19 protein-coding genes and 1 riboswitch are annotated in these 24,899 nt (G+C 65.6%); of the genes, 16 read left to right on the top strand and 3 right to left on the bottom strand.

The features are described from left to right. Positions 1-56 precede the first annotated feature (56 nt). The 4 genes from CXQ91_RS06665 to CXQ91_RS06650 all read left to right on the top strand — a co-directional run bounded on the left by CXQ91_RS06665 (position 57) and on the right by CXQ91_RS06650 (position 3,534). Positions 57-668 carry an ATP-dependent Clp protease proteolytic subunit gene (locus CXQ91_RS06665; protein ID WP_104173121.1) on the top strand — a complete coding sequence of 204 codons (612 nt, stop codon included), beginning with the start codon at positions 57-59 and terminating at the stop codon, positions 666-668. Between the two features lie 38 nt (positions 669-706). Continuing rightward, entirely contained in the window at positions 707-1,366 is a 660-nt protein-coding gene (locus tag CXQ91_RS06660) for an ATP-dependent Clp protease proteolytic subunit (RefSeq protein ID WP_104173202.1), read from the top strand. A gap of 196 nt (positions 1,367-1,562) precedes the next feature. Next, a complete protein-coding gene (gene clpX, locus CXQ91_RS06655) occupies positions 1,563-2,852 on the top strand; it encodes an ATP-dependent Clp protease ATP-binding subunit ClpX (RefSeq protein WP_104173120.1) in 1,290 nt (429 codons plus the stop codon). 67 nt (positions 2,853-2,919) lie between these two features. Next, complete coding sequence (locus CXQ91_RS06650) at positions 2,920-3,534, top strand: disulfide bond formation protein DsbA (protein WP_104173119.1); 615 nt, start codon at positions 2,920-2,922, stop codon at positions 3,532-3,534. A gap of 424 nt (positions 3,535-3,958) precedes the next feature. Here CXQ91_RS06650 and valS read toward each other — a convergent pair whose 3' ends face one another. Continuing rightward, positions 3,959-6,580, bottom strand: coding sequence for a valine--tRNA ligase (gene valS, locus CXQ91_RS06645; protein ID WP_104173118.1), 2,622 nt, complete (start codon positions 6,578-6,580; stop codon positions 3,959-3,961). 61 nt (positions 6,581-6,641) lie between these two features. Between valS and CXQ91_RS06640 the strand changes: the two genes are divergently transcribed. Both CXQ91_RS06640 and CXQ91_RS06635 read left to right on the top strand, forming a co-directional pair. Next, positions 6,642-7,001 (top strand): DUF488 domain-containing protein, encoded by a 360-nt coding sequence (locus CXQ91_RS06640; protein ID WP_104173117.1) that lies wholly within the window; start codon positions 6,642-6,644, stop codon positions 6,999-7,001. Positions 7,002-7,010: 9 nt separating this feature from the next. Beyond that, positions 7,011-7,772 (top strand): SDR family oxidoreductase, encoded by a 762-nt coding sequence (locus tag CXQ91_RS06635; protein WP_104173116.1) that lies wholly within the window; start codon positions 7,011-7,013, stop codon positions 7,770-7,772. An 8-nt stretch (positions 7,773-7,780) separates the two neighbouring features. Here CXQ91_RS06635 and CXQ91_RS06630 read toward each other — a convergent pair whose 3' ends face one another. After that, the gene (locus CXQ91_RS06630) at positions 7,781-8,809 is read right to left on the bottom strand and encodes an endonuclease/exonuclease/phosphatase family protein (RefSeq protein WP_104173115.1); all 1,029 of its coding nucleotides are present in this window, start codon (positions 8,807-8,809) and stop codon (positions 7,781-7,783) included. Between the two features lie 353 nt (positions 8,810-9,162). On the opposite strand from CXQ91_RS06630, the gene ileS reads away from it, so the two are divergent. The 4 genes from ileS to ndk are packed head-to-tail and all read left to right on the top strand — an operon-like array spanning position 9,163 to position 14,805. Beyond that, positions 9,163-12,540, top strand: a complete 3,378-nt coding sequence (gene ileS / locus CXQ91_RS06625; RefSeq protein WP_104173114.1) for an isoleucine--tRNA ligase — start codon at positions 9,163-9,165, stop codon at positions 12,538-12,540. A gap of 3 nt (positions 12,541-12,543) precedes the next feature. Further along, positions 12,544-13,902, top strand: a complete 1,359-nt coding sequence (locus CXQ91_RS06620) for a folylpolyglutamate synthase/dihydrofolate synthase family protein (protein ID WP_104173113.1) — start codon at positions 12,544-12,546, stop codon at positions 13,900-13,902. Positions 13,903-13,904: 2 nt separating this feature from the next. Continuing rightward, positions 13,905-14,348: a DUF4233 domain-containing protein gene (locus tag CXQ91_RS06615; RefSeq protein WP_104173112.1), complete on the top strand. Its 444-nt coding sequence runs from the start codon at positions 13,905-13,907 to the stop codon at positions 14,346-14,348. Positions 14,349-14,385: 37 nt separating this feature from the next. Next, positions 14,386-14,805 (top strand): nucleoside-diphosphate kinase, encoded by a 420-nt coding sequence (gene ndk / locus CXQ91_RS06610; protein ID WP_104173111.1) that lies wholly within the window; start codon positions 14,386-14,388, stop codon positions 14,803-14,805. Between the two features lie 86 nt (positions 14,806-14,891). Here ndk and CXQ91_RS06605 read toward each other — a convergent pair whose 3' ends face one another. Beyond that, positions 14,892-15,563, bottom strand: a complete 672-nt coding sequence (locus CXQ91_RS06605; protein ID WP_104173110.1) for a vitamin K epoxide reductase family protein — start codon at positions 15,561-15,563, stop codon at positions 14,892-14,894. A gap of 472 nt (positions 15,564-16,035) precedes the next feature. On the opposite strand from CXQ91_RS06605, the gene CXQ91_RS06600 reads away from it, so the two are divergent. The 6 genes from CXQ91_RS06600 (at position 16,036) to proB (ending at position 24,898) form a co-directional block, all read left to right on the top strand. Beyond that, positions 16,036-19,299: an Rne/Rng family ribonuclease gene (locus tag CXQ91_RS06600; protein ID WP_104173109.1), complete on the top strand. Its 3,264-nt coding sequence runs from the start codon at positions 16,036-16,038 to the stop codon at positions 19,297-19,299. 101 nt (positions 19,300-19,400) lie between these two features. Beyond that, positions 19,401-19,498, top strand: a riboswitch (TPP riboswitch). After that, positions 19,481-21,073, top strand: coding sequence for a bifunctional hydroxymethylpyrimidine kinase/phosphomethylpyrimidine kinase (gene thiD, locus CXQ91_RS06595; RefSeq protein ID WP_181038805.1), 1,593 nt, complete (start codon positions 19,481-19,483; stop codon positions 21,071-21,073). It overlaps the preceding riboswitch by 18 nt. Before the next feature lie 323 nt (positions 21,074-21,396). Continuing rightward, positions 21,397-21,705, top strand: a complete 309-nt coding sequence (rplU, locus tag CXQ91_RS06590; RefSeq protein ID WP_011692233.1) for a 50S ribosomal protein L21 — start codon at positions 21,397-21,399, stop codon at positions 21,703-21,705. A gap of 61 nt (positions 21,706-21,766) precedes the next feature. Next, positions 21,767-22,030, top strand: a complete 264-nt coding sequence (rpmA, locus tag CXQ91_RS06585; protein WP_009372867.1) for a 50S ribosomal protein L27 — start codon at positions 21,767-21,769, stop codon at positions 22,028-22,030. A 116-nt stretch (positions 22,031-22,146) separates the two neighbouring features. Continuing rightward, positions 22,147-23,736, top strand: a complete 1,590-nt coding sequence (gene obgE, locus CXQ91_RS06580; protein ID WP_104173108.1) for a GTPase ObgE — start codon at positions 22,147-22,149, stop codon at positions 23,734-23,736. Beyond that, on the top strand, positions 23,726-24,898 hold the full coding sequence (proB, locus tag CXQ91_RS06575) for a glutamate 5-kinase (RefSeq protein WP_258073854.1): 1,173 nt from the start codon (positions 23,726-23,728) through the stop codon (positions 24,896-24,898). Before obgE ends, proB begins: the two co-directional genes overlap by 11 nt. Position 24,899: the final 1 nt, after the last annotated feature.

Below are 24,899 nucleotides of genomic sequence, written 5' to 3'. Positions count from 1 at the left end.
TCACCGTCGCCAGCGAGAGGTAAGTACATATGTCACAGCAAGCAGGGGCCCCCCGGATGGCAACTGTCGATCCGGCAGCCCAGGACAACTACATCTACAACCGCCTGCTGAAAGAGCGCATCATCTGGCTCGGTTCCGAGGTCCGCGATGAGAATGCCAACGCGATCTGCTCGCAGTTGCTGCTGCTGTCAGCGGAGAACCCCGATAAGGACATCTACCTTTACATCAACTCTCCGGGCGGCTCCGTTACCGCCGGCATGGCCATCTACGACACCATGCAGTTCATCCCGAACGACGTCGTAACGGTGGCCACCGGGCTCGCGGCGTCCATGGGCCAGTTCCTGCTGTCCTCGGGCACCAAGGGCAAGCGCTACGCCACCCCGAACGCCCGCATCCTGATGCACCAGCCTTCCGGCGGCATCGGCGGCACGGCCTCGGACATCAAGATCCAGGCCGAGCTCATCCTGCACATGAAGAAGGTCATGGCGGAACTCACCGCCGACCAGACCGGGCAGACGGTCGATACCATCCTCAAGGACAACGACCGCGACAAGTGGTTTACGGCTCCCGAAGCCCTCGAATACGGCTTCTTCGACAAGATCGCCGCGCACGCGGGATCTGTGGCCGGCGGCGGCGGAACACAAAACGCCAGCGGCTCGGAAAACTAACCGGCACAAAGACAGAAATGATTCCAGGAGAAATGAACATGAACTACGATTTCGGATCGTCTGCCGGGAACCTGCCCACCAGCCGTTATGTGCTGCCGCAGTTCGAGGAGCGCACCCCCTACGGCTTCAAGCGCCAGGACCCGTACACCAAGCTCTTCGAGGACCGGATCATCTTCCTCGGTGTCCAGGTGGACGACGCCTCCGCTGACGATGTCATGGCGCAGCTGCTGGTGCTTGAGTCCACGGACCCGGACCGCGACATCACGCTCTACATCAACTCCCCGGGCGGTTCCTTCACCGCCATGACGGCGATCTACGACACCATGCAGTACATCCGTCCGGAGATCCAGACTGTGTGCCTGGGCCAGGCGGCAAGCGCCGCGGCCGTCCTGCTCGCAGCCGGTACGCCGGGCAAGCGGCTGGCACTGCCCAACGCACGCGTGCTGATCCACCAGCCCGCCCTGTCCGGCGGCCAGGGCGGCCAAGCCTCGGACCTCGAGATCCAGGCTGCGGAAGTCATGCGCATGCGCGCCTGGCTCGAAGACACGCTCGCCAAGCACTCGGGCCGGACCTCCGAGCAGGTCAACAACGACATCGAGCGTGACAAGATCCTGACCGCCGCTGAGGCGCAGTCCTACGGTCTCATCGACCAGGTCCTTGATTCCCGCAAGATCAAGCCGCAGGCGATCAGCAGGTAGCAGCACAACACGCGGAGCCGGTGCGGTTCATGGAAAATGGACCGCACCGGCTTTCGTTTTCAACGCGTAAGGTTCCACCCCTCAGGCCGAATGTGACCTAGAGTGGAACATGTCACGGCCGGACCTTCCGGACCCACCGTGATTCCAGCAACCGGTGCAGTGCTGCGGTAGCAGCAGGATACTAAGGGGTTCACATATGGCTCGGATTGGCGAGAGCACGGATCTGCTGAAGTGCTCTTTCTGCGGAAAGAGCCAAAAGCAGGTGCGAAAGCTCATTGCCGGGCCCGGCGTCTACATCTGCGACGAATGCATTGAGCTCTGCAACGAGATCATTGAAGAGGAGCTCGCGGAAGTAGCGGACCTCGGCAGCTTCGAGCTTCCCAAGCCGCGGGAGATCTTCGACTTCCTGCAGGAATACGTCATCGGCCAGGAGCCGGCCAAGCGCTCCCTCGCCGTCGCGGTGTACAACCACTACAAGCGGATCCAGGCCGGCCACGCCCCCAAGAGCGGCAGCCTCGCCGAGGGCGTCCATCACGACGACGTCGAGATCGCCAAGTCGAACATCCTCCTGATCGGCCCCACCGGTTGCGGGAAGACCTATCTCGCCCAGACCCTGGCAAGGCGCCTCAACGTCCCGTTCGCCGTCGCGGACGCCACGGCACTGACCGAGGCCGGGTACGTTGGCGAGGACGTCGAAAACATTCTCCTGAAGCTCATCCAGGCCGCTGACTACGACGTCAAGAAGGCCGAACAGGGCATCATCTACATTGACGAGATCGACAAGATTTCCCGGAAGAGCGAGAACCCGTCCATCACCCGGGATGTCTCCGGTGAAGGCGTCCAGCAGGCATTGCTGAAGATCCTGGAAGGCACGGTGGCCTCGGTTCCCCCGCAGGGCGGCCGGAAGCATCCGCACCAGGAGTTCATCCAGATCGACACCACCAACGTGCTGTTCATCGTTGCAGGAGCCTTCGCCGGGCTCGAGGACATTATTGGCTCCCGGTCCGGCCGCAAGGGTATCGGCTTCGGCGCCCCGCTCAACGAGGTCAAGAACAACTCCGACTCGTACGGCGAGGTCATGCCGGAGGACCTGCTGAAGTTCGGGCTTATCCCGGAATTCATCGGCAGGCTTCCCGTCATCACCACGGTCTCGAACCTGGACCGGCCTGCGTTGATCCAGATTCTGTCCACACCGAAGAACGCCCTGGTGAAGCAATACCAGAAGATGTTCCAGCTCGATGGCGTTGAGCTGCTGTTCGACGAGGCAGCGCTGGACATGATCGCAGACCAGGCACTGGAGCGCGGCACCGGTGCCCGCGGACTCCGGGCCATCATGGAGGAAGTGCTTCTTCCGGTGATGTTCGACCTCCCGAGCCGCGACGACATCGCCAGTGTTGTCATCACCGCCGACGTGGTGGCGAAGAAGGCCCAGCCCACCATGATCGCCCACGATGTAGTGGCGAAGCGTCGGAATAAATCCGCTTAGTTCTTCGCTCTTGGTAGACGTGCGCCTGATGCGCGCCATGCCCTGATGACTTTACGAGGAGATTTCCGTGCCTGAAACCACCGCGAGCAAAGCCGACTTCTGGTTCGACCCCCTGTGCCCCTTCGCCTGGATCACGTCCCGCTGGGTGGGCGAAGTGGAGGAAGTTCGCGACATCGACACCGAATGGCACGTGATGAGCCTTGCCGTCCTGAATGAGGGACGCGAGCTGGACCCGGGCTACCGCGAAGCGATGGACAAGGCCTGGGGGCCCGTCCGCGTCATCATCGCCGCCCGCGAGCAGCACGGTGACCACGTCATCAAGCCCCTGTATGACGCCATGGGCAGCCTGATCCACGACGCCGGCGAAAAGGACTTCGGCGTCGTGATCAGCAAAGCCCTGGCGGAGTGCGGGCTTCCGGCCGGGCTCGCGGCCGAGGCGTCCTCGGACGCCTTCGACGAGCAGCTTCGCGCCAGCCACGAAGAGGGCATCTCCCTAGTGGGGCAGGACGTGGGAACCCCGGTGGTGGCCTTCAACGGCACGGCGTTCTTTGGTCCGGTGCTGACCCGCATTCCCCGGGGCGAGGAAGCCGGCCGCTTGTGGGACGCCGCGGTGACCCTGGCCGCGTACCCGCACTTCTTCGAGATCAAGCGCAGCCGCACCGAGCGGCCTGAATTCAACTGACGGCATCCTCTGGACGGCCCCTGGGGCCCGGGTGAATTACTGCCATGTAGTTCTTCCTGGACTATTGCGGTTCGCCGTAGGTGGGACAACAATAGTTCTTACCCACTTCGAAAGAAGAGGGACACGGAAACCAAAGATTCAGTGACACGCATCTGACGCAGCCTTCGGCAAAGTCAGAAGCTGGCTACCAGTGACGAGGTAGGAAGACCTGAACTTCCGAGGATTCCGCCAGGTTGTCATAGACGTCACGAGACAATCGAAAAGTCGAAGCCCCACCAACGGCAATACGCTGATGGGGCTTCCCCTTTGCCCAAAAACAGACGGAGCTCCAAAGTCGGGGCGCAGCCAAAACAGAAGCCCCACCAGCAGGACGCTGATGGGGCTTCATGTTTGGCCGGACAGGTTTTGCCAGGCAGGCCAGGGGCTAGGCGCTTGGCGCTTCCTCCGGCGGGGCCAGCACAACATCGCTGACGGTGAGTTCGCCTTCGCCTGCCACGAGGGTCAGTTCGCGAGCATTGGAGGCTGCCTTCAGGTCTGCAAGACCGGCCTTCAGCTGCGTGGTGAGTGACTCCGTGGCGGTGATCGTGGCGGACAGGACCTCAGTGCGCTGCTTGACCTTCGCCTCGGACTTGGCCTTGCGGATGCCGCTCAGCGCGACCCCGACAGTCGCGAGCATGGTGGTGTCGCCGTCGGACACATCCAGGGGCGCCGGCCACTCGGCGCGGTGCACGGACCCGGTGCGCCACCAGCTCCAGACCTCTTCGGTGGCGAAGGGCAGGAACGGCGCGAACAGCCTCAGCAAGGTGTCCAGGGAGGTGGCCAGGGCCGCCAGCACGGACGCCTGCTCGGCCTCGCCGGCGGCACCGTAGGCGCGGTCCTTGATGAGCTCCACATAGTCGTCGGTGAACTGCCAGAAGAAGCTTTCGCTGATCTGCAGGGCACGGGCGTAATCGTAGTTTTCGAACGCCTTGGTGGCCTGCGCCACGACGTCCGAGAGCTGCGCCAGTACCGCGCGGTCCAAGGGGTTGGTCAGCACGGACAGATCCGTGGAAACCACCGAGTGTTCCGTGGCACCGAGGTTCAGGACGAACTTCGAGGCGTTGAGGAGCTTGATGGCGAGGCGGCGGCCGATCTTCATCTGGGCGATCTCGTAGGCGGTGTCCGCGCCCAGTTTGGCCGATGCCGCCCAGTAGCGGACCGCGTCCGAGCCGTACTCGTTGAGGACATCGGTCGGGACGATCACGTTGCCCTTGGACTTGGACATCTTCTTGCGGTCCGGATCCAGGATCCAGCCCGAGATGGCCGCGTGCTTCCACGGTGCGGTGTCCTGCAGCGCGTCGGCTCGGACGGCGGAGGAGAAGAGCCACGTCCGGATGATGTCGTGCCCCTGCGGGCGCACGTCGAAGGGGTAGACCTTGGCACAGAGTGCCTCGTCCGTGCTCCATCCGCCCACGATTTGCGGCGTCAGCGAGGACGTGGCCCAGGTGTCCAGGACGTCAGCGTCGCCGGTGAAACCGCCCGGCACATCGCGCTGGGCTTCTTCGTAGCCGGGCGCGGCGTCGGCGGCCGGGTCCACGGGGAGCTGCGCGTCGGACGGGACGATCGGCCCATCGTATTCGGGGTTGCCGTCGGCATCCAGGGGGTACCAGACCGGCACCGGCACGCCGAAGAAGCGCTGGCGGGACACGAGCCAGTCGCCGTTAAGTCCGGAGATCCAGTTCTCGTAGCGTGAGCGCATAAAGGCCGGGTGGAATTCGATTTCTTTGCCCCGGCCGATCAGGCGTTCGCGGCGGTCCTCGTCGCGGCCGCCGTTGCGGATGTACCACTGGCGCGACGTCACCACCTCGAGGGGCTTGTCGCCCTTCTCGAAGAAGTTGACCGGGTGCATGATCTTTTTGGGCTCGCCGTCGAGGAGCCCGGCGGCGGACAGCTGCTCGACAACGGCTTCCTTGGCGCTGAAGACCGTCTTGCCGGCGATTGACTCGAAGGCGGAGCGGCCTTCCCCGGTGGTGATCCAGTCCGGGGTGTCACCGATGATCCGGCCGTCGCGGCCCACGATGGCGCGGGTGGGCAGTTGCAGTTCGCGCCACCAGGTGACGTCGGTGAGGTCGCCGAAGGTGCAGACCATGGCGATGCCGGAGCCCTTGTCCGCTTTGGCGAGATGGTGCGCCTTGACCTCCACCTCAACGCCGAACACGGGAGAGGTGACCTTCTTGCCGAACAACGGCTGGTACCGCTCGTCGTCGGGGTTCGCCACGAGGGCGGCACAGGCGGCCAGCAGCTCCGGGCGGGTCGTCTCGACGTAGATCTTGTCGCCGTCCTCGGTGAAGAACGGGTAGCGGTAGTACGCGCCGGCGACTTCGCGGTCCTCGAGTTCGGCCTGGGCCACGGCTGTGCGGAACGTGACATCCCACAGGGTGGGTGCCTCGGCCATGTACGCGTCGCCGGCGGCCAGGTTGGCCAGGAAGGCGCGCTGGGAGATGGCGCGGGACTTGTCGTCGATGGTGCGGTAGGTCAGGTCCCAGTCAACGGAGAGGCCCAGGGTCTGGAAGAGGTTCTCGAAGACCTTCTCGTCCTCGACGGCGAGCTCCTCGCACAGCTCGATGAAGTTCCGGCGCGAGACGACGTCGAAGTCGCGCTGGTTCTTGGCCGGCTCTGCCGGCGGGCGGTAGGCGGCATCGTACGAAATTGCCGGATCGCAGCGAACACCGTAATAGTTCTGGACGCGGCGCTCGGTGGGCAGCCCGTTGTCGTCCCAGCCCATCGGGTAGAAGACGTTTTTGCCGGTCATGCGCTGGTAGCGCGCCAGGACGTCGGTGTGGGTGTAGGAGAACATGTGCCCCACGTGCAGGGACCCCGACGCCGTGGGCGGGGGAGTGTCGATCGAGTAGACCTGCTCCCTGGTGGTCTCCCGATTGAACTTGTAGGTCCCTTCGTCAAGCCAGCGCTGCGTCAGGGCAGCTTCCAACCCCTCAAGGGCGGGCTTGTCCGGAACATTGATAGGGGCAGTGGTGGGCGTGTCTGTACCCTGTTTGTCTTCAGCCATGGAGCAATTCTTTCATGATCTCTTCCATCGCCTGCGCGCCTCCCTGCACTAGCATCCCGGTATGGACAACGAAGCCCGCCAGTTGGCGACCAAACGCATCTACGATGAACCGGCCGACGACGACGGTTTCCGTGTCCTGGTGGACCGGCTCTGGCCGCGCGGGGTCAGCAAGGAGCGGGCCCGGCTGGATCTTTGGCTCAAGGACATTGCCCCGTCAGCACCGCTGCGGACCGAGTTCGCCCACATGAAGGAACGTTTCGCGGACTTCCGCGTCCAGTATGAGGCCGAACTCGAAAACAACCCGGCCGTGGCCGCCCTGCAGGATCTGGCGGAGAAGCACGGCCGCATCACTCTGCTGTACGGCGCCAGGGATCCGGAGGTCAATCACGCCCGTGTGCTGCTGGAGTTCCTCCAGCGTTAGGGTGGTGCCATGACTGAGGAAAAGCACACGAAGGCAGCAGTAGTCACGGGAGCAAGCACAGGAATCGGCGAAGCCACGGTCCGTGCGTTGGCGGCTGAAGGGTGGACGGTCTTTGCGGTCGCCCGCCGCGCGGACCGGCTCGCCGCACTGGCAGCGGAAACGGGAGCCACGGCCGTCCCTGCAGACATCACCGAAGACTCTGACGTGGAGCGGCTCCTGGCCGAAGTGACGCAGGCAGGCGGCATTGACACCCTCATCAACATCGCCGGCGGTGCGCGCGGAGCGGACAGGATCGCGGATGCCAGGACGGAAGACTGGGAGTGGATGTTCGGGGTGAACGTCCTGGGCACCATGAAACTGACGCGTGCCTTCCTTCCCATGCTGCGGGCCGGCGGCGAGGGAACAGTCCTGAACCTGACGTCGACGGCGGGACTGGCCGCCTATGAGGGCGGCGGCGGTTACAACGCGGCCAAGTTCGCCCAGCACGCCATGAACGATGCGCTGCGGCTCGAAGAGGTGGAACACAACCTCCGGGTCATCGAGGTTGCCCCGGGCCTGGTGCACACCGAGGAGTTCGCGCTCAACAGGCTGGGCGACCAGGAGGCTGCCGGCAAGGTCTACCAGGGCGTCGAGAAGCCGCTCACGGCCGCAGACGTCGCCGATGTGGTCCGCTACGCTGTCTCGGCGCCGCACCACGTCAACCTGGACCAGATCGTGATCCGGCCCGTGGCGCAGGCCTCAAACTACAAGCTCATCCGCAAGCAGGCCTGAGCAGGGTTCTAACCGACTGCCGGGACGCTCAGCGTCGCCACGACCGCTGCATGGTCCGTTCCGCGCACGCGATGGACCGCGTACCCGGAACCGGTGATGCCGGGGCTGGTGACGAGATGGTCAATGGCAATACCGGGCAGCCGGGGTCCCTCCATCGGCCAGGTGGGGATGAGGCGCATTCCGGCGGCCGTCCCAACATCCACCATTTTCCGGCCATCGGGGCCGCCGTCGACGAGTGCGCGGAACTCGGCGTGGTCGTACGTGGCGTTGAAGTCGCCGATGAGCAGCCGGTTGCCGGGCCGCGCGGCCAGGCGGGCCACGGCTGCGAGGTCGCTGCGCCACTGGCCAATGCGGACGTCAACCGGCGGAAGCGCATGGACGTTCGCGACTTCGAGGACTGCCGGCGCTTCCGTTCCCTCAACGGTGACCCGGACGATCGGCATCTGAAACGGCGTATCCGGCACGATGCCAACCGCTTCGATGCGGTCCGCCGAGTAGGTGGCGCTGCCGGCGGCGTCGTCCGTTGGGTCGCTGATCCTGTTCGGCAGCAAACCGGACAGCCCCGCGGCCGCCAGCCTGTCCTCAAGGGCCTGCGAATGTTCCTGGACCGTCAGCAGCGTAACGCCGTTCTCCCGGACCAGCCGCACAATTTCCGCCGCGTCCGCCTGACCGTATTCCGAATTGATGTTCATGGCGGTCACCTGCACCGTCGGCGCACCGGCCTCGGGAATGCTCCGGCCGTGGTCCAGCGGGAACAGCCAAAAGAGCTGGATCGCCATCAGGACGGCAGTCACCCAGGCCAGCCACCGACGTCGGCCAACAACGGCCAGGAGCAACCCGGCGCCGGCGGGGATCACCAGCCACGGTGTGAAGGACAACAGCTGGACGACGGGAGTAGGCCATTCCGCCGGAATGGCACGGAAGACGGACAGGACCGCCACCGGCACAGAAGCCAGCGCGGCGAGCACCGGCCATGCGACGGAGCGGCGGCGCTGTGGCCGGCTGGTTGCGGCGGGGGCGGAGGCGGAGATGGTCATGTGCCCGAGTCTATGCATTCCGAATACCGGGGCATGCCCGGGATTCCCCTGCCCGATACCGAAACTTGGGGTAACTCTGGGTAGAATCGAGTATCAGCTTTGACCCGGCCATCACCGGTGAGCTTCCGGAAGAACCTTCGGGCCCTGCGGCGCAGGACCCGAAGCAGTAGAACCGGACGGGTAAGCCCGTCACAGCAGCAATGAGCGGCCGACGCCGGTGCTCTCCATTACGGGGGTCCGGCGACGGTAAGTGAGGTGGTACCGCGGTGCCGGTGCTGTTGGAAGACAGCGTACGGGCCGTCCTCGCATCCTGAATGATCCACTTGTTCACTAGCTCAACCCAGGATGTCGAGATGACCTATTACCCCAAGGCCTCAGCCGCACCGGCAGGCTCCGGTTCCAACACCTCCGCTTCCAACACCTCTGGCGTGTCTGCCTCCGTGAAGTTTCCGGAGATCGAAGAACGGATCCTCAAGTACTGGGACCAGGACGGCACCTTCCAGGCAAGCATCGACCAGCGCGAGTCTGACCTCCCTGGCGGCGAACGCGGCAGCAACGAGTTTGTCTTCTACGACGGCCCTCCCTTCGCCAACGGCCTGCCGCACTACGGCCACCTGCTGACCGGTTACGCCAAGGACCTGGTGGGCCGCTACCAGACGCAGCGCGGCCGCCGCGTCGAGCGCCGCTTCGGCTGGGACACCCACGGCCTTCCCGCCGAGCTGGAAGCCATGAAGCAGCTGGGCATGACGGACAAAACCCAGATCGAAGCCATGGGCATCGACAAGTTCAACGACGCCTGCCGCGCGTCCGTGATGAAGTACGCGGACGAGTGGAAGAGCTACGTCACCCGCCAGGCCCGCTGGGTGGACTTTGACAACGACTACAAGACGCTCAACGTCGAATACATGGAGTCCGTGCTCTGGGCCTTCAAGCAGCTGCATGAAAAGGGCCTGACCTACAACGGCTACCGGGTCCTGCCGTACTGCTGGAAGGACGAAACGCCGCTGTCCAACCACGAACTGCGCATGGACGACGACGTCTACAAGAACCGCCAGGACCAGACCGTCACCGTCACGTTCCCCATCACGGCAGGGGAGTCGGAACTGTCCAGGCAGCTCGCCGGCGTGCAGGCGCTCGCCTGGACCACCACGCCCTGGACGCTGCCCACCAACCTGGCGCTCGCCGTCGGGCCCGCCATCACCTATGCCGTGCTGCCTGCCGGTCCCAACGGCATCAAGGCGGCGTCCCCCGAGGCCCCCGTCTCGGGGAGCTTCCTGCTCGCCGCCGACCTGCTGGGCGCCTATGCCAAGGACCTGGGCTACGGCGACGGCACCGCAGGCGTTGAGGCCGCCGAGGGCGCGGTCACCGCCACGTACACCGGCGCCGAGCTCGCCGGCCTGCAGTACCAGCCGCTCTGGACCGACTTCAGCGACACCGAGAAGTTCGGCACGGAGAACGCCTGGCGCTTCCTCGTGGCCGACTACGTCACCACCACCGACGGCACGGGCATCGTCCACCAGGCGCCCGCCTACGGTGAAGACGACCAGAAGGTCTGTGAAGAGGCCGGCATCCCCGTGGTCCTGTCCGTGGACGAGGGCGCGAAGTTCCTGCCGCTGTTCTCGCACGGCGACCTGCACGACATCGTCGGACTGCAGGTGTTCGAGGCCAACAAGCCCATCACGCAGGTGCTGCGCGCCCAGGGCCGTCTGGTCCGGCAGGCCAGCTACGAGCACAGCTACCCGCACTGCTGGCGCTGCCGCAACCCGCTGATCTACCGTGCGGTGTCCTCCTGGTACGTGGAGGTCACCAAGTTCAAGGACCGCATGTCCGAGCTGAACCAGGAGATCAACTGGATCCCCGGCAACGTCAAGGACGGCCAGTTCGGCAAGTGGCTGGCCAACGCCCGCGACTGGTCCATCAGCCGCAACCGCTACTGGGGCAGCCCCATCCCGGTGTGGCAGTCCAGCGACCCCGAATTCCCGCGCACCGACGTCTACGGTTCGCTCGCCGAGATCGAGGCCGACTTCGGCCGCCTCCCGCTGAACCAAGCCGGGCAGGTTGACCTGCACCGGCCGTTCATCGACGAACTGACCCGCCCGAACCCCGACGACCCGCGCACCCCCGAAGAGGGCCAGTCCGTGATGCGCCGCGTCGAGGATGTCCTGGACGTGTGGTTCGACTCCGGCTCCATGCCCTACGGCCAGGTCCACTACCCGTTCCAGAACGAGGAGTGGTTCGACACCCACAACCCGGCAGACTTTATCGTCGAGTACATCGGGCAGACCCGCGGCTGGTTCTACATGCTGCACATCCTGTCCACGGCGCTGTTCGACCGGCCGGCCTTCCGCAACGTCATCAGCCACGGCATCGTGCTCGGTTCGGACGGGCAGAAGATGTCCAAGAGCCTGCGCAACTACCCGGACGTCTCCGAGGTCCTGGACCGCGACGGCTCCGACGCCATGCGCTGGTTCCTGATGTCCAGCCCCATCCTGCGCGGCGGCAACCTCGTGGTCACCGAGCAGGGAATCCGCGACGGCGTCCGCCAGGTCATCCTGCCGCTGTGGAACGTGTACAGCTTCTTCACGCTGTACACGAACGCCGCGAACGCTGCTGCAGGACAAGCGAACGGCTACGACGCGAAGCTGCGCTACGACGGTTACGCGGACACGCTGGACCAGTACCTCATGGCCAACACCGGGGACCTGGTCCGCAACATGACCGCCCAGCTGGACGGCTACGACATCTCCGGCGCCTGCGACGAACTGCGCAGCTACCTGGACATGCTCACCAACTGGTACGTGCGCCGCAGCCGCCAGCGCTTCTTCGACGAGAGCGTCGACGCCTTCGACGCGCTCTACACCGCGCTGGAGACCGTCTCCCGGGTGGCGGCGTCCCTGCTGCCGCTGGTTTCCGAAGAAATCTGGCGCGGCCTCACCGGCGGGCGCTCCGTGCACCTGGCCGACTGGCCGGACGCCGGGCTCTTCCCGGCCAACCCGGGACTCGTCGAGGCGATGGACCGGGTCCAGCAGATCTGTTCCACCGGATCCTCACTCCGCAAGGCTGCGAACCTCCGGGTCCGCCTGCCGCTGCAGGAGCTCACCGTCGTAGCACCCGGCGCGGATGCGCTGGGAGGCTTCGCCGCCGTCGTCGCCGATGAACTGAACCTGCGTTCCGTCCGACTGCTGGACGCCGACAGCGCCTCCCCGGAGGAGTTCGGCATCGAGCAGAAGCTCGTCGTCAATGCACGGGCCGCCGGGCCGCGCCTGGGCAAGAACGTCCAGCAGGCCATCAAGGGCTCCAAGTCCGGTGACTGGTCAGTGGACGACGCCGGAGTGGTCACCGCGGGCGGACTCGTCCTCGAGCCGCAGGAATACACGCTGGAAACGGTCGTGGCGGAGGCCGCCGAGGGCGCCGGTGCTGGTCCTGCCACAAGGGCAGCCGCGGTGCTGCCTGGCGGCGGCTTCGTGGTCCTCAACACCGAGGTCACGCCGGAACTCGAAGCCGAAGGCCTGGCCCGGGACATGGTCCGTGCCATCCAGCAGGCCCGCAAGGATGCCGGACTCAACGTGAGCGACCGCATCCGCACCACCGTGACCGCCGCGCAGAACGTCATCGATGCGCTGGAGGCCAATGCCGGACTCATCAGGACCGAAACCCTGACTGTGGACCTGGGAACCGTTGCGGCAGACTCCGCAGAACCGCAGATCCGCGTTGAAAAAGTAGAGGCCTAAGCAATGACAGACGAATTTTCCGTAGAGAGCGTCTACGCCGAACTGCTGGGCCGCGCGCCCGAAAACAAGATGGAACCGCGCCTCGCGCCGCTGTTCCGGGCCATGGATGTGCTGGGGGAGCCCAACAAGGCGTTCCCGATCATCCACGTCACCGGCACCAACGGCAAGACGTCCACGGCCCGCATGATCGAGGCCGGGCTCCGGGCCCACGGACTGAGTACCGGGCGGTACACGAGCCCGCACCTGTCCAAGGTGACCGAGCGGATCAGCATCGACGGTGCACCGGTATCGGATGAGACCTTCGTCCGGATCTGGGACGAGATCCGGCCGTACCTGCAGATTGTGGACGGCGAGCTCGAGGCCGAGGGCCAGCCCCGGCTGACGTACTTCGAGTGCCTCACCATCCTGGCCTTCGCCGTTTTTGCCGACCAGCCGGTCAACGTGGCTGTCATGGAGGTGGGCCTGGGCGGCATTACCGATGCCACGAACGTCGGTGACGGCCAGGTGGCAGTGGTGACTCCCATCTCGCTGGACCACACGGACCTGCTCGGTGACACCACCGAAGACATTGCACGCGAAAAGGCGGGCATCATCAAACCGGGAGGCTTCCTGGTCAGCGCCGCGCAGCCCGTCGGTGCCGCCCAGGTGCTGCTGGAAAAGGCCCTGGAAGTCCAGGCCCCGTACCGCTTCGAAGGCGTGGAGTTCGGCGTCGAGTCACGGACCGTTGCCGTCGGCGGCCAGATGGTCACCATCCAGGGCCTGGCCGGACGGTACGAGGAACTGCTCGTTCCGCTGCACGGAGCGCACCAGGCGGAGAACGCCGCCGTCGCCATTGCCGCGCTTGAGGCGTTCTTCGGCGGCGAAAAGGCCCTTGACGCCGAAATCCTCCAGGAGGCGTTTGCTTCGGTCACCTCTCCGGGCCGCCTGGAAGTCCTCCGCACTGCGCCGACCATCATCGTGGATGCCGCCCACAACCCCGAGGGCATCCGGGTTTCGGCCGAAACCATCCACGAAGCCTTCAGCTTCACCAAACTGGTGCTGGTTGTGGGCGTCCTGAAGGAGAAGGACGCCGAGGAGATCCTCCGCCAGCTCAAGGAGTCCCTGGGCGACCTCGCCGCGGAATACTGCTTCACCCAGTCCAACTCGCCCCGGGCAGTACCGGCCGAGGACCTGGCGGAACTGGCGCTGGACCTGGGCTTCGGCGAAGATAACATCCATGTGGCCGAAAAGCTCGACGACGCCCTTGAATGGGCCGTGGAGCACGCCGAAGCCAACGAGGACCTCGCCGGCGGCGTCCTGGTGACGGGTTCCATCACGCTCGTGGCGGAAGCCCGGATCCTGCTCGGAAAGGCGGACGCCTGACAATGGCTCGACTCACAAAGGCGCAGCGGGAGTGGCGGCCGGGCATGCCCAAGAAGCGGCGCTCCACCAAAGTCATGTTCGCCTCGACGGTCCTGGTGCTCGAGGGGTTCGTTGCGTTCTTCGCCACCCTGGCGGTCTTCGGCCTCCGGCGCGACGAGTTCCCGCCGGCAGTGATTCTCTCGGTGGGCATCGTGCTGAGCCTGGTGCTCGTGCTCACCTGTGCCGTGCTGTCCAAGCCGTGGGGTGTGGCCCTGGGCTGGATCCTGCAGCTGGTCCTGATCTTCACCGGATTCCTTGAGCCAATGATGTTCGTCGTGGGCATCCTGTTTGCCGTGGCCTGGTGGTACGGCATCCGGACCGGCATCCGGATCGACCGCGAGGCCGCGCAGCGCGAACGTGAGCAGGCCGAGTGGGACGCCGCCCACCCCGACGGCGAAACCAACTAGACTATTTTCAAACCCCACCAACCACATTGGAGCAGCTGTGAGCATTGAGCGCACCCTCGTCCTGATCAAGCCCGACGGCGTGACCCGCAACCTGACCGGAGCCATCCTCGGCCGGATTGAAGCCAAGGGCTACAGCCTGGCCGAGCTCAAGAAGGTCGACGCCAGCCGCGAACTGCTGGAGCAGCACTACGAGGAGCACGTGGGCAAGCCGTTCTACGAGCCGCTGGTTGAGTTCATGCTCAGCGGACCCGTTGTCGCGGCGATCTTCGAAGGCCACCGCGTCATCGAGGGCTTCCGTTCCCTCGCAGGCACCACGGACCCGACGACGGCGGCGCCCGGCACCATCCGCGGCGACTTCGGCCGCGACTGGGGCCTGAAGGTCCAGCAGAACCTCGTCCACGGTTCGGATTCGGTGGAGTCCGCCGAACGCGAGATCAAGATCTGGTTCCAGGACTAACAGCCACCAGCGCGAACTGGCAGCAGATGACCCCAAAATGTGATTTTGAGGGCATTTGCTGCCAGTTCGCGCTTTTTTCTTTGGCTTTAGTAGCCGGAGGTTCCGATGAACACCTGGATGAAGGCGAAGAAGATGGTGGCGATGACGGCCACGTATAGCAGGGCCGTGACGATCCAGCCGGCGTCGCCCACGATCTTGGCGGGTCCGGCCGGAACCTTGATCACCCCGTGCATGATGTTCCGGACCGTGACCCACACAAAGAGCGGGATCATCGCGGCCCAGACCACCATGCAGAACGGGCAGAGGATGTGGATGGAATACAGCGCCTGCGACCACAGCCACACCACGAAGGCAAAGCCGAGCGTTACCCCGGCCTGGAGGCCAAGCCAGTACCAGCGGGCAAATCTTGCGCCGGAAAGAACAGCCATGCCCGTGGTGATTATGACGGCGAACGCCACGATGCCAATGAACATGTTGGGAAAACCGAAGACGGAACTCTGCCAGGTCTGCATGACAGCGCCGCACGAGACCCAGGGATTGATGTCGCAGGCCGTTACATGGTTCGGATCCTTGAGGACCTCGAGCTTTTCCAGGACGAGGGCGCCCGAGGCGAGCCAGCCGACGATGCCGGTGATCACCAGGAGCCATCCGAAGCGCTTGTCTCTGGTCATGGGAGGCAGGCTTTCCTGGGCCGCTGCACGCTCGCGGAGGCCACCGTCCAGCCTGTTGTCCTGCGTGGAATTGGAGATGCTGGGCATGGGATGTTGCGTCCTTTTTCTCGAGGGCTCCTGGCCCTGATTGTAACGCCGGAGGCTGGAAGGGACGCACAGACTGCACCCGGGCCGCGCCCCCGATTGTAAGTTGCCCGGCACTGCATCCGCCGCGATGGACTGAGCGTATGAGAGAATGAAGCTGGCTGGAATACGATCCACATTCGGATTCCGGTCCGGTGGCTCGTTTGTAAGACCGCCAATGATGAGCAGGGCACGGTCCGGATCCACGATAGATCCCGGCTTTCCCGCAATGCCATTGGACGGCACCTGGTTGTGGCTTGAGGAACAACGGGTTTCAGAACGACGTCGCCGGCCCTCCAGGGCTGCCGCACCCCACTGCCGGTGCGAACCTGAGGGTATCCAATTGACTTCTGTCAACGCCTGCGGGTTTTGACAAATATGTGCCCCAATGGGTGCCGGATGTGGCGGTACGTCAGGGGCAGGAGTGTCGCCACATATGGATAATGACCAGGTTCTAGCCGTTAATGAAGAAACCGCTGCCAGCGAAGAAGCAGTAGCTCCGGAGGCGCCGAAGAAGGCGACCCGGACAAGGCGCAAGGCCGCCCCCAAGGTGGAGGCCGTCGAAGCCGCCGAATCGGAGGCAGCTCCGGCGGAGGCCCCGGCAGCGGACACCGCCGCAGAGGAGAAGCCCCCGGCGCGCCGCAGCCGTTCCCGCAGGAAAGTCGAGCCTGCCGAACCGCTCCCGGTCTTCGCCGAGGACGCCGCAGCTGCTCCGGTAGACGCAGCTCCGGCTGATGCAGCACCCGTGGAAGACGTCCCGGTTGAAGCCGCCGTCGTTGAAAAGCCCGTCCGCCGCCGCGCCTCGCGCGCCAAGGCCCCCGCAAAAGCGGCCGCCACCGAACCCGCTGCTGAGCCGGCCCCTGCCGAGGAACCTGCGCCGGTCGTCGAGCCTGCGCCGGTCGCGGAGGCCGCACCCGATGCTGAAACAGCAGCACCGGAGGAAGCAGCAGCTGCCGAGCCTGAAAAGCCCGCCACCGCGGATTCCAGCCCGGTGGGCGCGCTCTTCCTTGAGCCCGGCTCGGTCACTTCCATGATTTTCCAGGCACCCGACCTGAGCACCGTGGTCCGCCCTGCGGCCGCGCCCCCCGCGGTCACCCCCGCTGCGGCCGAGGAAACGGACGAGGAAGAAACCGGCGACGACGGCGATGCTGACGCCGGCGGCGCCCGTCGCCGGCGCAGCCGCGGACGCCGCGGCCGCAGCCGTGTGACCGACCGCGAAGCAACCGGCGAGGCCGAAGACGCCGAGGGCGCCGCTGACGAGGACGCCGATGAGGAGTCCACCCGGACCGCGGAGGACGGCGTGACGTCCCGCCGCCGTCGCCGCCGCCGCCGCGGCGACCAGGATCTTGAGCTCACCGGAGGGGAAGGCGATGACCCGCCCAACACCGTGACCCGTGTCCGTGCCCCGCGCGCCGTCAGCGAGGCGCCGGTCAACAACCGCGTCACATCCGTCAAGGGCTCCACCCGGCTGGAGGCCAAGAAGCAGCGCCGCCGCGAATCCCGCGACACCGGCCGCCGCCGCACGGTCATCACCGAGGCCGAGTTCCTGGCCCGCCGTGAATCCGTGGACCGCCAGATGATCGTCCGCCAGCGCGACGACAGAATCCAGATCGGCGTCCTCGAGGACGGCGTCCTGGCAGAGCACTTCGTGTCCAAGACCCAGCAGGACTCCCTGATCGGCAACGTCTACCTGGGCAAGGTCCAGAACGTGCTGCCGTCGATGGAAGCCGCATTCGTGGACATCGGACGCGGCCGGAACGCCGTGCTGTACGCCGGTGAAGTCAACTGGGACGTGGTCAACCTCGAAGGCAAGCAGCGCCGGATCGAAAACGCACTGAAGTCCGGCGACTCCGTGCTGGTCCAGGTCACCAAGGACCCGGTCGGCCACAAGGGCGCCCGCCTGACGAGCCAGATTTCCCTGCCCGGCCGCTACCTCGTCTACGTTCCCGGCGGTTCCATGACCGGAATCTCCCGCAAGCTGCCCGACGTCGAACGCAACCGCCTCAAGCGGATCCTCAAGGACCGCCTGCCGGAAGATGCCGGCGTCATCGTCCGCACTGCAGCCGAGGGCGCGTCCGAGGAAGAGCTCACACACGACATCAACCGCCTGCGCGCCCAGTGGGAAGGGATCGAAGGCCAGGCAACGTCCACCAAGATCCTCGCGCCGGAACTGCTCTACGGCGAACCTGACCTGACCATCAAGGTGGTCCGTGACGTCTTCAACGAGGACTTCTCCAAGCTGATCGTCTCCGGCGAGGAAGCCTGGGACACCATCGAGGCCTATGTCACCTATGTGGCTCCGGACCTCGTGGGCCGGCTCGAGAAGTGGACCAAGGACACGGACATCTTCGCGGCCTGGCGGATCGACGAGCAGATCCACAAGGCACTCGACCGCAAGGTCTTCCTGCCGTCCGGCGGTTCCCTGGTCATCGACCGCACCGAAGCCATGACCGTGGTGGACGTCAACACCGGCAAGTTCACGGGCAGCGGCGGCAACCTCGAGGAAACCGTCACCAAAAACAACCTGGAAGCGGCCGAGGAAGTCGTCCGGCAGCTCCGGCTCCGCGACATCGGCGGCATCATCGTCATCGACTTCATCGACATGGTGCTCGAATCCAACCGCGACCTCGTGCTGCGCCGCATGGTGGAGTGCCTCGGCCGCGACCGGACCAAGCACCAGGTGGCCGAAGTGACCTCGCTGGGACTCGTGCAGATGACCCGCAAGCGGATGGGCACCGGGCTGCTGGAAGTCTTCGGCGAGCAGTGTGAAGCCTGCGCCGGCCGCGGCATCGTCACCCACGACGAGCCCGTGGAACACCGCCGCGCCAACGTTGTGGCCGCCGAGCATCACGTACCGCGGACGGAGAGCCAGCCGGCGCCGCGGACGGAGCGCAAGAGCCGCCGCCGCGGCAAGGGCGGTCAGGCTCCCGAGGCCGCTCCGCTGACGCCGGCCGCAGTACATCACGAGCCCACCGATGCCGAGCGCCACGCCAAGGCCGAAGCTACCCGCGCGGCGCTGGCCAACATAGCCGCCGCGGCGCACGCCGCCCACCTGCACGACGCCGAAACCGGCCATGCCGCCCCGGCTGCTGCTGCTGCCCAAGCGGCAGGGCAGGCACACGCTGCCCAGTCAACGCCGGCGCAGTCCGGTCCCGCCACGGCGCGGCCGGCCAAGGTGTCCGACGCCGAGGCGGCTGCCGCAGGGCGGCCGGCTGCGGTCCTGACCTTCGGCGGCGAAAAGGTTGCGCTGCCGTTCGTTGAGCACGCAGGGGAATCGCCGGCCACCGGTGCGGCCCTGACCCTCGACCGCCTGGCCGAGGCGTTCGCGCACCTTGGCGAGCCTGCAGCGGCTGAGCGCCCGGCGGCACCGGCTGAGCAGCCGGTTCAGGCGGTCCAGGCCCCGGCAGCCCGGGTTCCGGCTACGCGGGCCCCGGCAGCCCAGGCTGCTGAAGCCGACTACACCGACCACACTGCGGTGCAGGGCCGGGCGCGCCGTCCGCGCCGCAACCGGAGTGCGAGCCGTGCCCAGGGCGCAGCGAACGAAACGTCCGTGGAACATCACGAGACCGCTCCGGTGGCCGCGGCAGCGCACACCCATGAGGCGAAGGCACCGGAACCGGCAAAGAAGGATGCGCAGGCAAAGGCCCCGTCCAGCGAACCGATCATCCTCGGCGTGGGAGTGCCGGCCTCCGAGCTCTGATCCACCAGCCGACTGACACCGCGGGTGCGGTCCGAACCGGGCGTAGTAATACGGTTTCGGGCCGTACCCGCGAGTCCGTTAAAGGAAAACAGCTAGGCTAGGGGACTGACACGGGGTGCCGCGCACAGGGCCGGCTGAGATCCACACCCGTTGAACCTGTCCGGCTAGCACCGGCGAAGGGATGTCTCCTTTGTCTTCATCATTCCTGCCCACCCCCGCCTCCACAACGGGGGCCGGATCCACCCTGGACGCCGGGCTGCGGGCTACCCCGCGGGTGCTGGCCATCGCCGGATCGGACCCGTCCGGAGGGGCGGGGATCCAGGCGGACCTCAAGAGCATTGCCGCCAACGGCGGCTACGGCATGGCCGCCATTACCGCCCTGACGGCACAGAACACCCACAGCGTCCGGGCCGTCCACGTTCCCCCGGCGGACTTCCTGACCGCCCAGCTTGAGGCCATCAGCGATGACATCAGCATCGACGCCGTCAAGATCGGCATGCTGGGTGACTCCGCGGTGATTGCCGCCGTCCGCAGCTGGCTCGTAAAGGCCCGTCCCGCCGTCGTGGTCCTGGACCCTGTCATGGTGGCCACCAGCGGGGACCGGCTCCTGCAGGAGGCCGCCGAAGCGGAACTCCGTGAACTCCTGCCACTGGCCGACCTGATTACGCCGAACCTCGCAGAACTTGCGATGCTCCTCAACGAGCCCCTCGCGGCCGACTGGGAGGCGGCACTTGCCCAGGGCAAACGGCTTGCCGCCCAGGCCGGCACCACCGTGCTGGTTAAAGGCGGACATCTCGACGGCGGGGAATGCCCGGACGCGCTCGTCAACACCGAAGGGCTGCTGGCCCAGGATGTTGTGGTGGTCGACGGCGGCCGGATCGCCACCCGGAACAGCCACGGGACCGGTTGCTCCCTGTCCTCGGCCATGGCCACGGTGCAGGCAAGGCTGGGGGACTGGGAGGCGTCCTTGCGGGCAGTGAAGCCGTGGCTGCAGGGGGCGCTCCGGGAGTCCGGAGTGCTGGACGTGGGAACGGGCAACGGCCCGGTCCACCACTTCCACCATCTGGCGCCCAGGGGCCAGGACGTGCCGGCGGAAGGCCGGTTCGCCGCAGCACTCCGGCAGGACGCAGGACCGGACCTGGACGCCATCTACGGGCTGGACTTCATCCGCGCACTGGCCGACGGTTCCCTCACGGAACGCCACTTTGCCTATTACCTTGCCCAGGACGCCATCTACCTGAACGGCTACTCCAGGGTGCTGTCCCGTGCTGCCGCGATCGCCCCCACCGAGGCCGAGCAACTGTTCTGGGCACGGTCGGCGCAGCAATGCCTCGAAGTCGAGTCCGAACTGCACCGGACGTGGCTGAGCACCCGGACTGTGGACTCCGGACTGGGGCCGGTGACCAAGTCCTACGTGGACCACCTGCTGGCCTCGTCTGTTTCCGGCAGCTACGGAGTGCTGGTGGCGGCTGTGCTCCCGTGCTTCTGGCTGTATGCCGAAGTGGGGGCCACGCTGCACGGGCAGTTCCTGGCCGCCGGATCGCCGTCCGGCCACCCGTATGCCGACTGGCTGCGGACGTACGCGGACGAGGAGTTCGCCGCCGCCACCAGGCAGGCGGTGCGGATCACCGACCACGCCGCCCGGGCCGCCTCGGAAACGGAACGGCAGGCCATGCGGCTGGCTTTCCGGCAGTCCTGCCGGTACGAGGTGGAGTTCTTCGACGCGCCGCGCCTGCACGCTGAACCGGAAAGCCTTCCAAAGCCGGTAGGATAGTGGGGCACGGTTCCGGAAGTCGTTGCAGTGGCAGGCCGTAATACACGGAGTGTCACCTATCACGTACTACCACCGGAGCCAGCCTCATTTGCGGCCGAAGGCAAAATTAGCGTATTCTAGATCTTCGGTGCTTACGCCAACACTTGGGTTATGACCCCGGATCAGACTGTTTGGAATTACAAACGGAATTGTTCGTGGGATAACTCATGGGTTCCCCCGGGGAATCCACCGGCGTTGAGGCACAGCGTGAGCCAGGCCAAACAATTGGACCCAGGTTCCGCACGCAAATCTAGTAATAAACGTCGAGAGAAGTGAGTTCCCCAGTGGTGTACGCGATTGTCCGCGCAGGCGGCCGCCAAGAGAAGGTTTCCGTTGGAGACTTCGTTACCCTGAACCGCGTCCCCGGTGGAGCCGGCAGCACCATTGAGTTGCCCGCACTGCTCCTGGTAGACGGTGACAAAGTCACGTCTGCCGCTGCGGACCTGGCCAAGGTAACGGTTACGGCTGAGATCCTTCAGGACCTTCGTGGTCCGAAGATCGTCATCCAGAAGTTCAAGAACAAGACCGGGTACAAGAAGCGCCAGGGTCACCGTCAGGAACTGACCAAGGTCAAGATCACCGGTATCAAGTAACCTTCCGTTACTTTTCAGGTTTTCAGCAGATTCCCCAGAATTTTTAAGGCAGGCATTTCAAATGGCACATAAAAAAGGCGCGAGTTCCACTCGCAACGGTCGTGACTCCAACGCCCAGTACCTCGGCGTCAAGCGCTTCGGCGGCCAGGTAGTTTCCGCAGGCGAGATCATCGTCCGCCAGCGTGGCACCCACTTCCACCCGGGTGCAGGCGTTGGCCGTGGCGGCGACGACACCCTGTTCGCCCTGACCCCCGGCGCCGTCGAATTCGGCACCCGTCGCGGACGTCGAGTCGTGAACATCGTTGCTGCTGCAGCTGCAGAGTAACAACAAGATCTGAACCGGTGGAGCGGGCCATGATGGCCCGCTCCACTGTTCTTTTAACCGCATTACAATCAATTTGGGCGTCCAAGACGGTCAGGTTATGCACAGAGGAGATTCACGTGGCGAGCTTTGTAGACCGGGTAGTACTGCACGTATCCGGCGGTACCGGCGGTCACGGCTGTGTCTCCGTCCACCGCGAAAAGTTCAAGCCCCTGGGCGGTCCCGACGGCGGTAACGGCGGCGACGGTGGCGACGTCATCCTGCGCGTTGACGCCCAGACCACCACACTGCTGGACTACCACCACGCACCCCACCGCCACGCCACCAACGGCGGACCCGGCATGGGCGACTGGCGCGGCGGCAAAAACGGCGAAACGCTGATCCTTCCCGTTCCGGAGGGAACCGTAGTCAAGACCAAGGACGGCCGCGTGCTGGCCGACCTCGTCGGCGAAGGCACCGAGTTCATCGCGGCCGCCGGCGGCCCGGGCGGTTTGGGCAACGCCGCGCTCTCCTCGCAGAAGCGCCGCGCCCCGGGCTTTGCCCTGCTCGGCATCGAAGGCGAATCCAGCGACATCGTCCTGGAACTGAAGTCCATTGCGGACATCGCCCTCGTGGGCTTCCCGTCCGCGGGCAAGTCGAGCCTCATCGCCGCGATGTCCGCGGCACGCCCCAAAATTGCCGATTACCCCTTCACCACCCTGATCCCCAACCTGGGTGTGGTGCAGGCCGGCGACGTCCGCTTCACCATCGCCGACGTCCCCGGACTTATCGAAGGGGCCAGCGAAGGCAAGGGCCTGGGCCACCACTTCCTGCGACACGTAGAGCGCTGCGCAGCTTTGGTCCACGTTTTGGACTGCGGTACGCTGGAATCTGAGCGCGACCCGCTTTCCGACCTCGCCATCATCGAAGCCGAGCTCGAGAAATACGCGGTTGACATGAGCTTCGCCGGCTCCGACGGCGAGGTGGTCCCGCTGAACCACCGTCCCCGGCTGGTGGCCCTGAACAAGGTCGACCTGCCTGACGGCAAGGACATGGCCGAGTTCGTCCGGCCCGAGCTTGAATCCCGCGGCTACCGTGTGTTCGAGATTTCCGCGACGAGCCACGAAGGCCTGCGACAGCTGGGCTTCGCCATGGCAGAGATCGTCAAGGCCGCCCGGGACGCCGTGGCTGCCACGCCGCCCAAGGTGCACGCACCCGTGCTCCGCCCCAGGGCAGTCAACGAAACCGGCTTCAAGATCCGCCGCGAAGAGAAGAACCTCGAGCCGCTGTTCCGCGTGTTGGGCGACAAGCCCGTGCGCTGGGTCAAGCAGACCGACTTCACCAACGAGGAAGCCATTGGCTACCTCGCCGACCGCCTGGCCAAACTGGGCGTGGAAAACGAGCTGTTCAAGCAGGGCGCCGTGCCCGGCGACACCGTAGTGATCGGTGAAGACGACGGCGTGGTGTTCGACTGGGAGCCAACCATGATGGCCGGCGCCGAGCTGCTCGCCTCTCCGCGTGGCACCGACGTCCGCTTTGCCGACATCGGCGACCGCCCCACCCGCGGGCAAAAGCGCGACGAACAGCAGGAGCGCCGCGACGCCAAGGCTGCGGCCCGGGCCGAGCTTGAAGCCGAGCGCAAAGCCGGCATCTGGACTGAATCAGTCAGCGGGCGCCGTGCCGCACGGCCGCTCAAAGAAAGCGGACTGACCACCGAGAATGAGGAGTGAACCCCCACACGTGACCGATAATTCCGCAATTGTCATCGAGGAACCCAGGACCGACGACCGCCGTGTGCTCGCGAGGGCCCGCCGCATCGTAGTTAAGGTCGGATCATCGTCGCTCACCAGCATCAAAGGTGGGATCTCAGAAGAGGCGCTGATCGAGCTGTCGGATGCGCTGGCCGCGAAAAGCAACGCAGGCACGGAGATCATCCTTGTATCCTCCGGCGCCATCTCTGCCGGCCTGGCACCGCTGGGCCTCGTGAAGCGCCCGCGGGACCTTGCCACCCAGCAGGCCGCCGCAAGCGTCGGGCAGGGGCTGCTGATGGCCCGCTACACCCATGCCTTCGCAGCGCACGGCGTGACGGTGAGCCAGGTGCTGCTGACCGCGGATGACCTCATGCGGCGGAGCCACCACATGAACGCCTTCCGCGCGCTGAACCGGCTCCTGAACCTGGGCGTTGTGCCCGTGGTCAACGAGAACGACACCGTGGCCACGCACAAGATCCGCTTCGGCGACAACGACCGGCTCTCCGCCCTGGTGGCGCACCTGGTCCGCGCGGATGCCCTGCTGCTGCTCTCCGACGTCGACTCCCTGTATGACGGCCCGCCGTCGAAGGGGGCCAAGCGGATTCCGCAGGTGGATGGCCCGCAGGACCTTGAAGGCGTCAACATCGGCAAGCCCGGCAAGGCCGGAGTCGGAACCGGCGGAATGCAGACCAAGGTCGAGGCCGCCACCATGGCCGCCGATTCGGGAATCCCCGCCCTGGTCACTTCCACCGCCAATGCCGCGGCGGCCCTAAACGGCGAGGACGTCGGAACCTGGTTCTCCGTCAACAGCGGACGCAAGTCGGTGCGCATGATGTGGCTCGCCCACCTTGCCCATGTGCAGGGCCGGCTGATCCTCGACGACGGTGCTGTCACGGCCATACAGGACAATCACACGTCGCTGCTGCCTGCTGGTATTACTGCCGTTGAAGGGACCTTTGAATCCGGTGACGCCGTGGAAATGCTGTCACCCGACGGTACCGTCATCGCCCGCGGCCTGGTCAACTACTCCTCCGACGAACTGCCGCAAATGCTGGGCCGTTCCACAGTGGAGCTGGGGGAGTCCCTGGGCCGGGGCTTCGACCGTGAAGTTGTTCACGTTGATGACCTGGTTCTGGTCTAAC

The organism is Arthrobacter sp. Y81 (assembly GCF_002929335.1).
Lineage (GTDB): Bacteria > Actinomycetota > Actinomycetes > Actinomycetales > Micrococcaceae > Arthrobacter.
The sequence above is the reverse complement of the archived record's forward strand: the minus strand, read 5'-3'. Positions and strand labels throughout refer to the sequence as shown.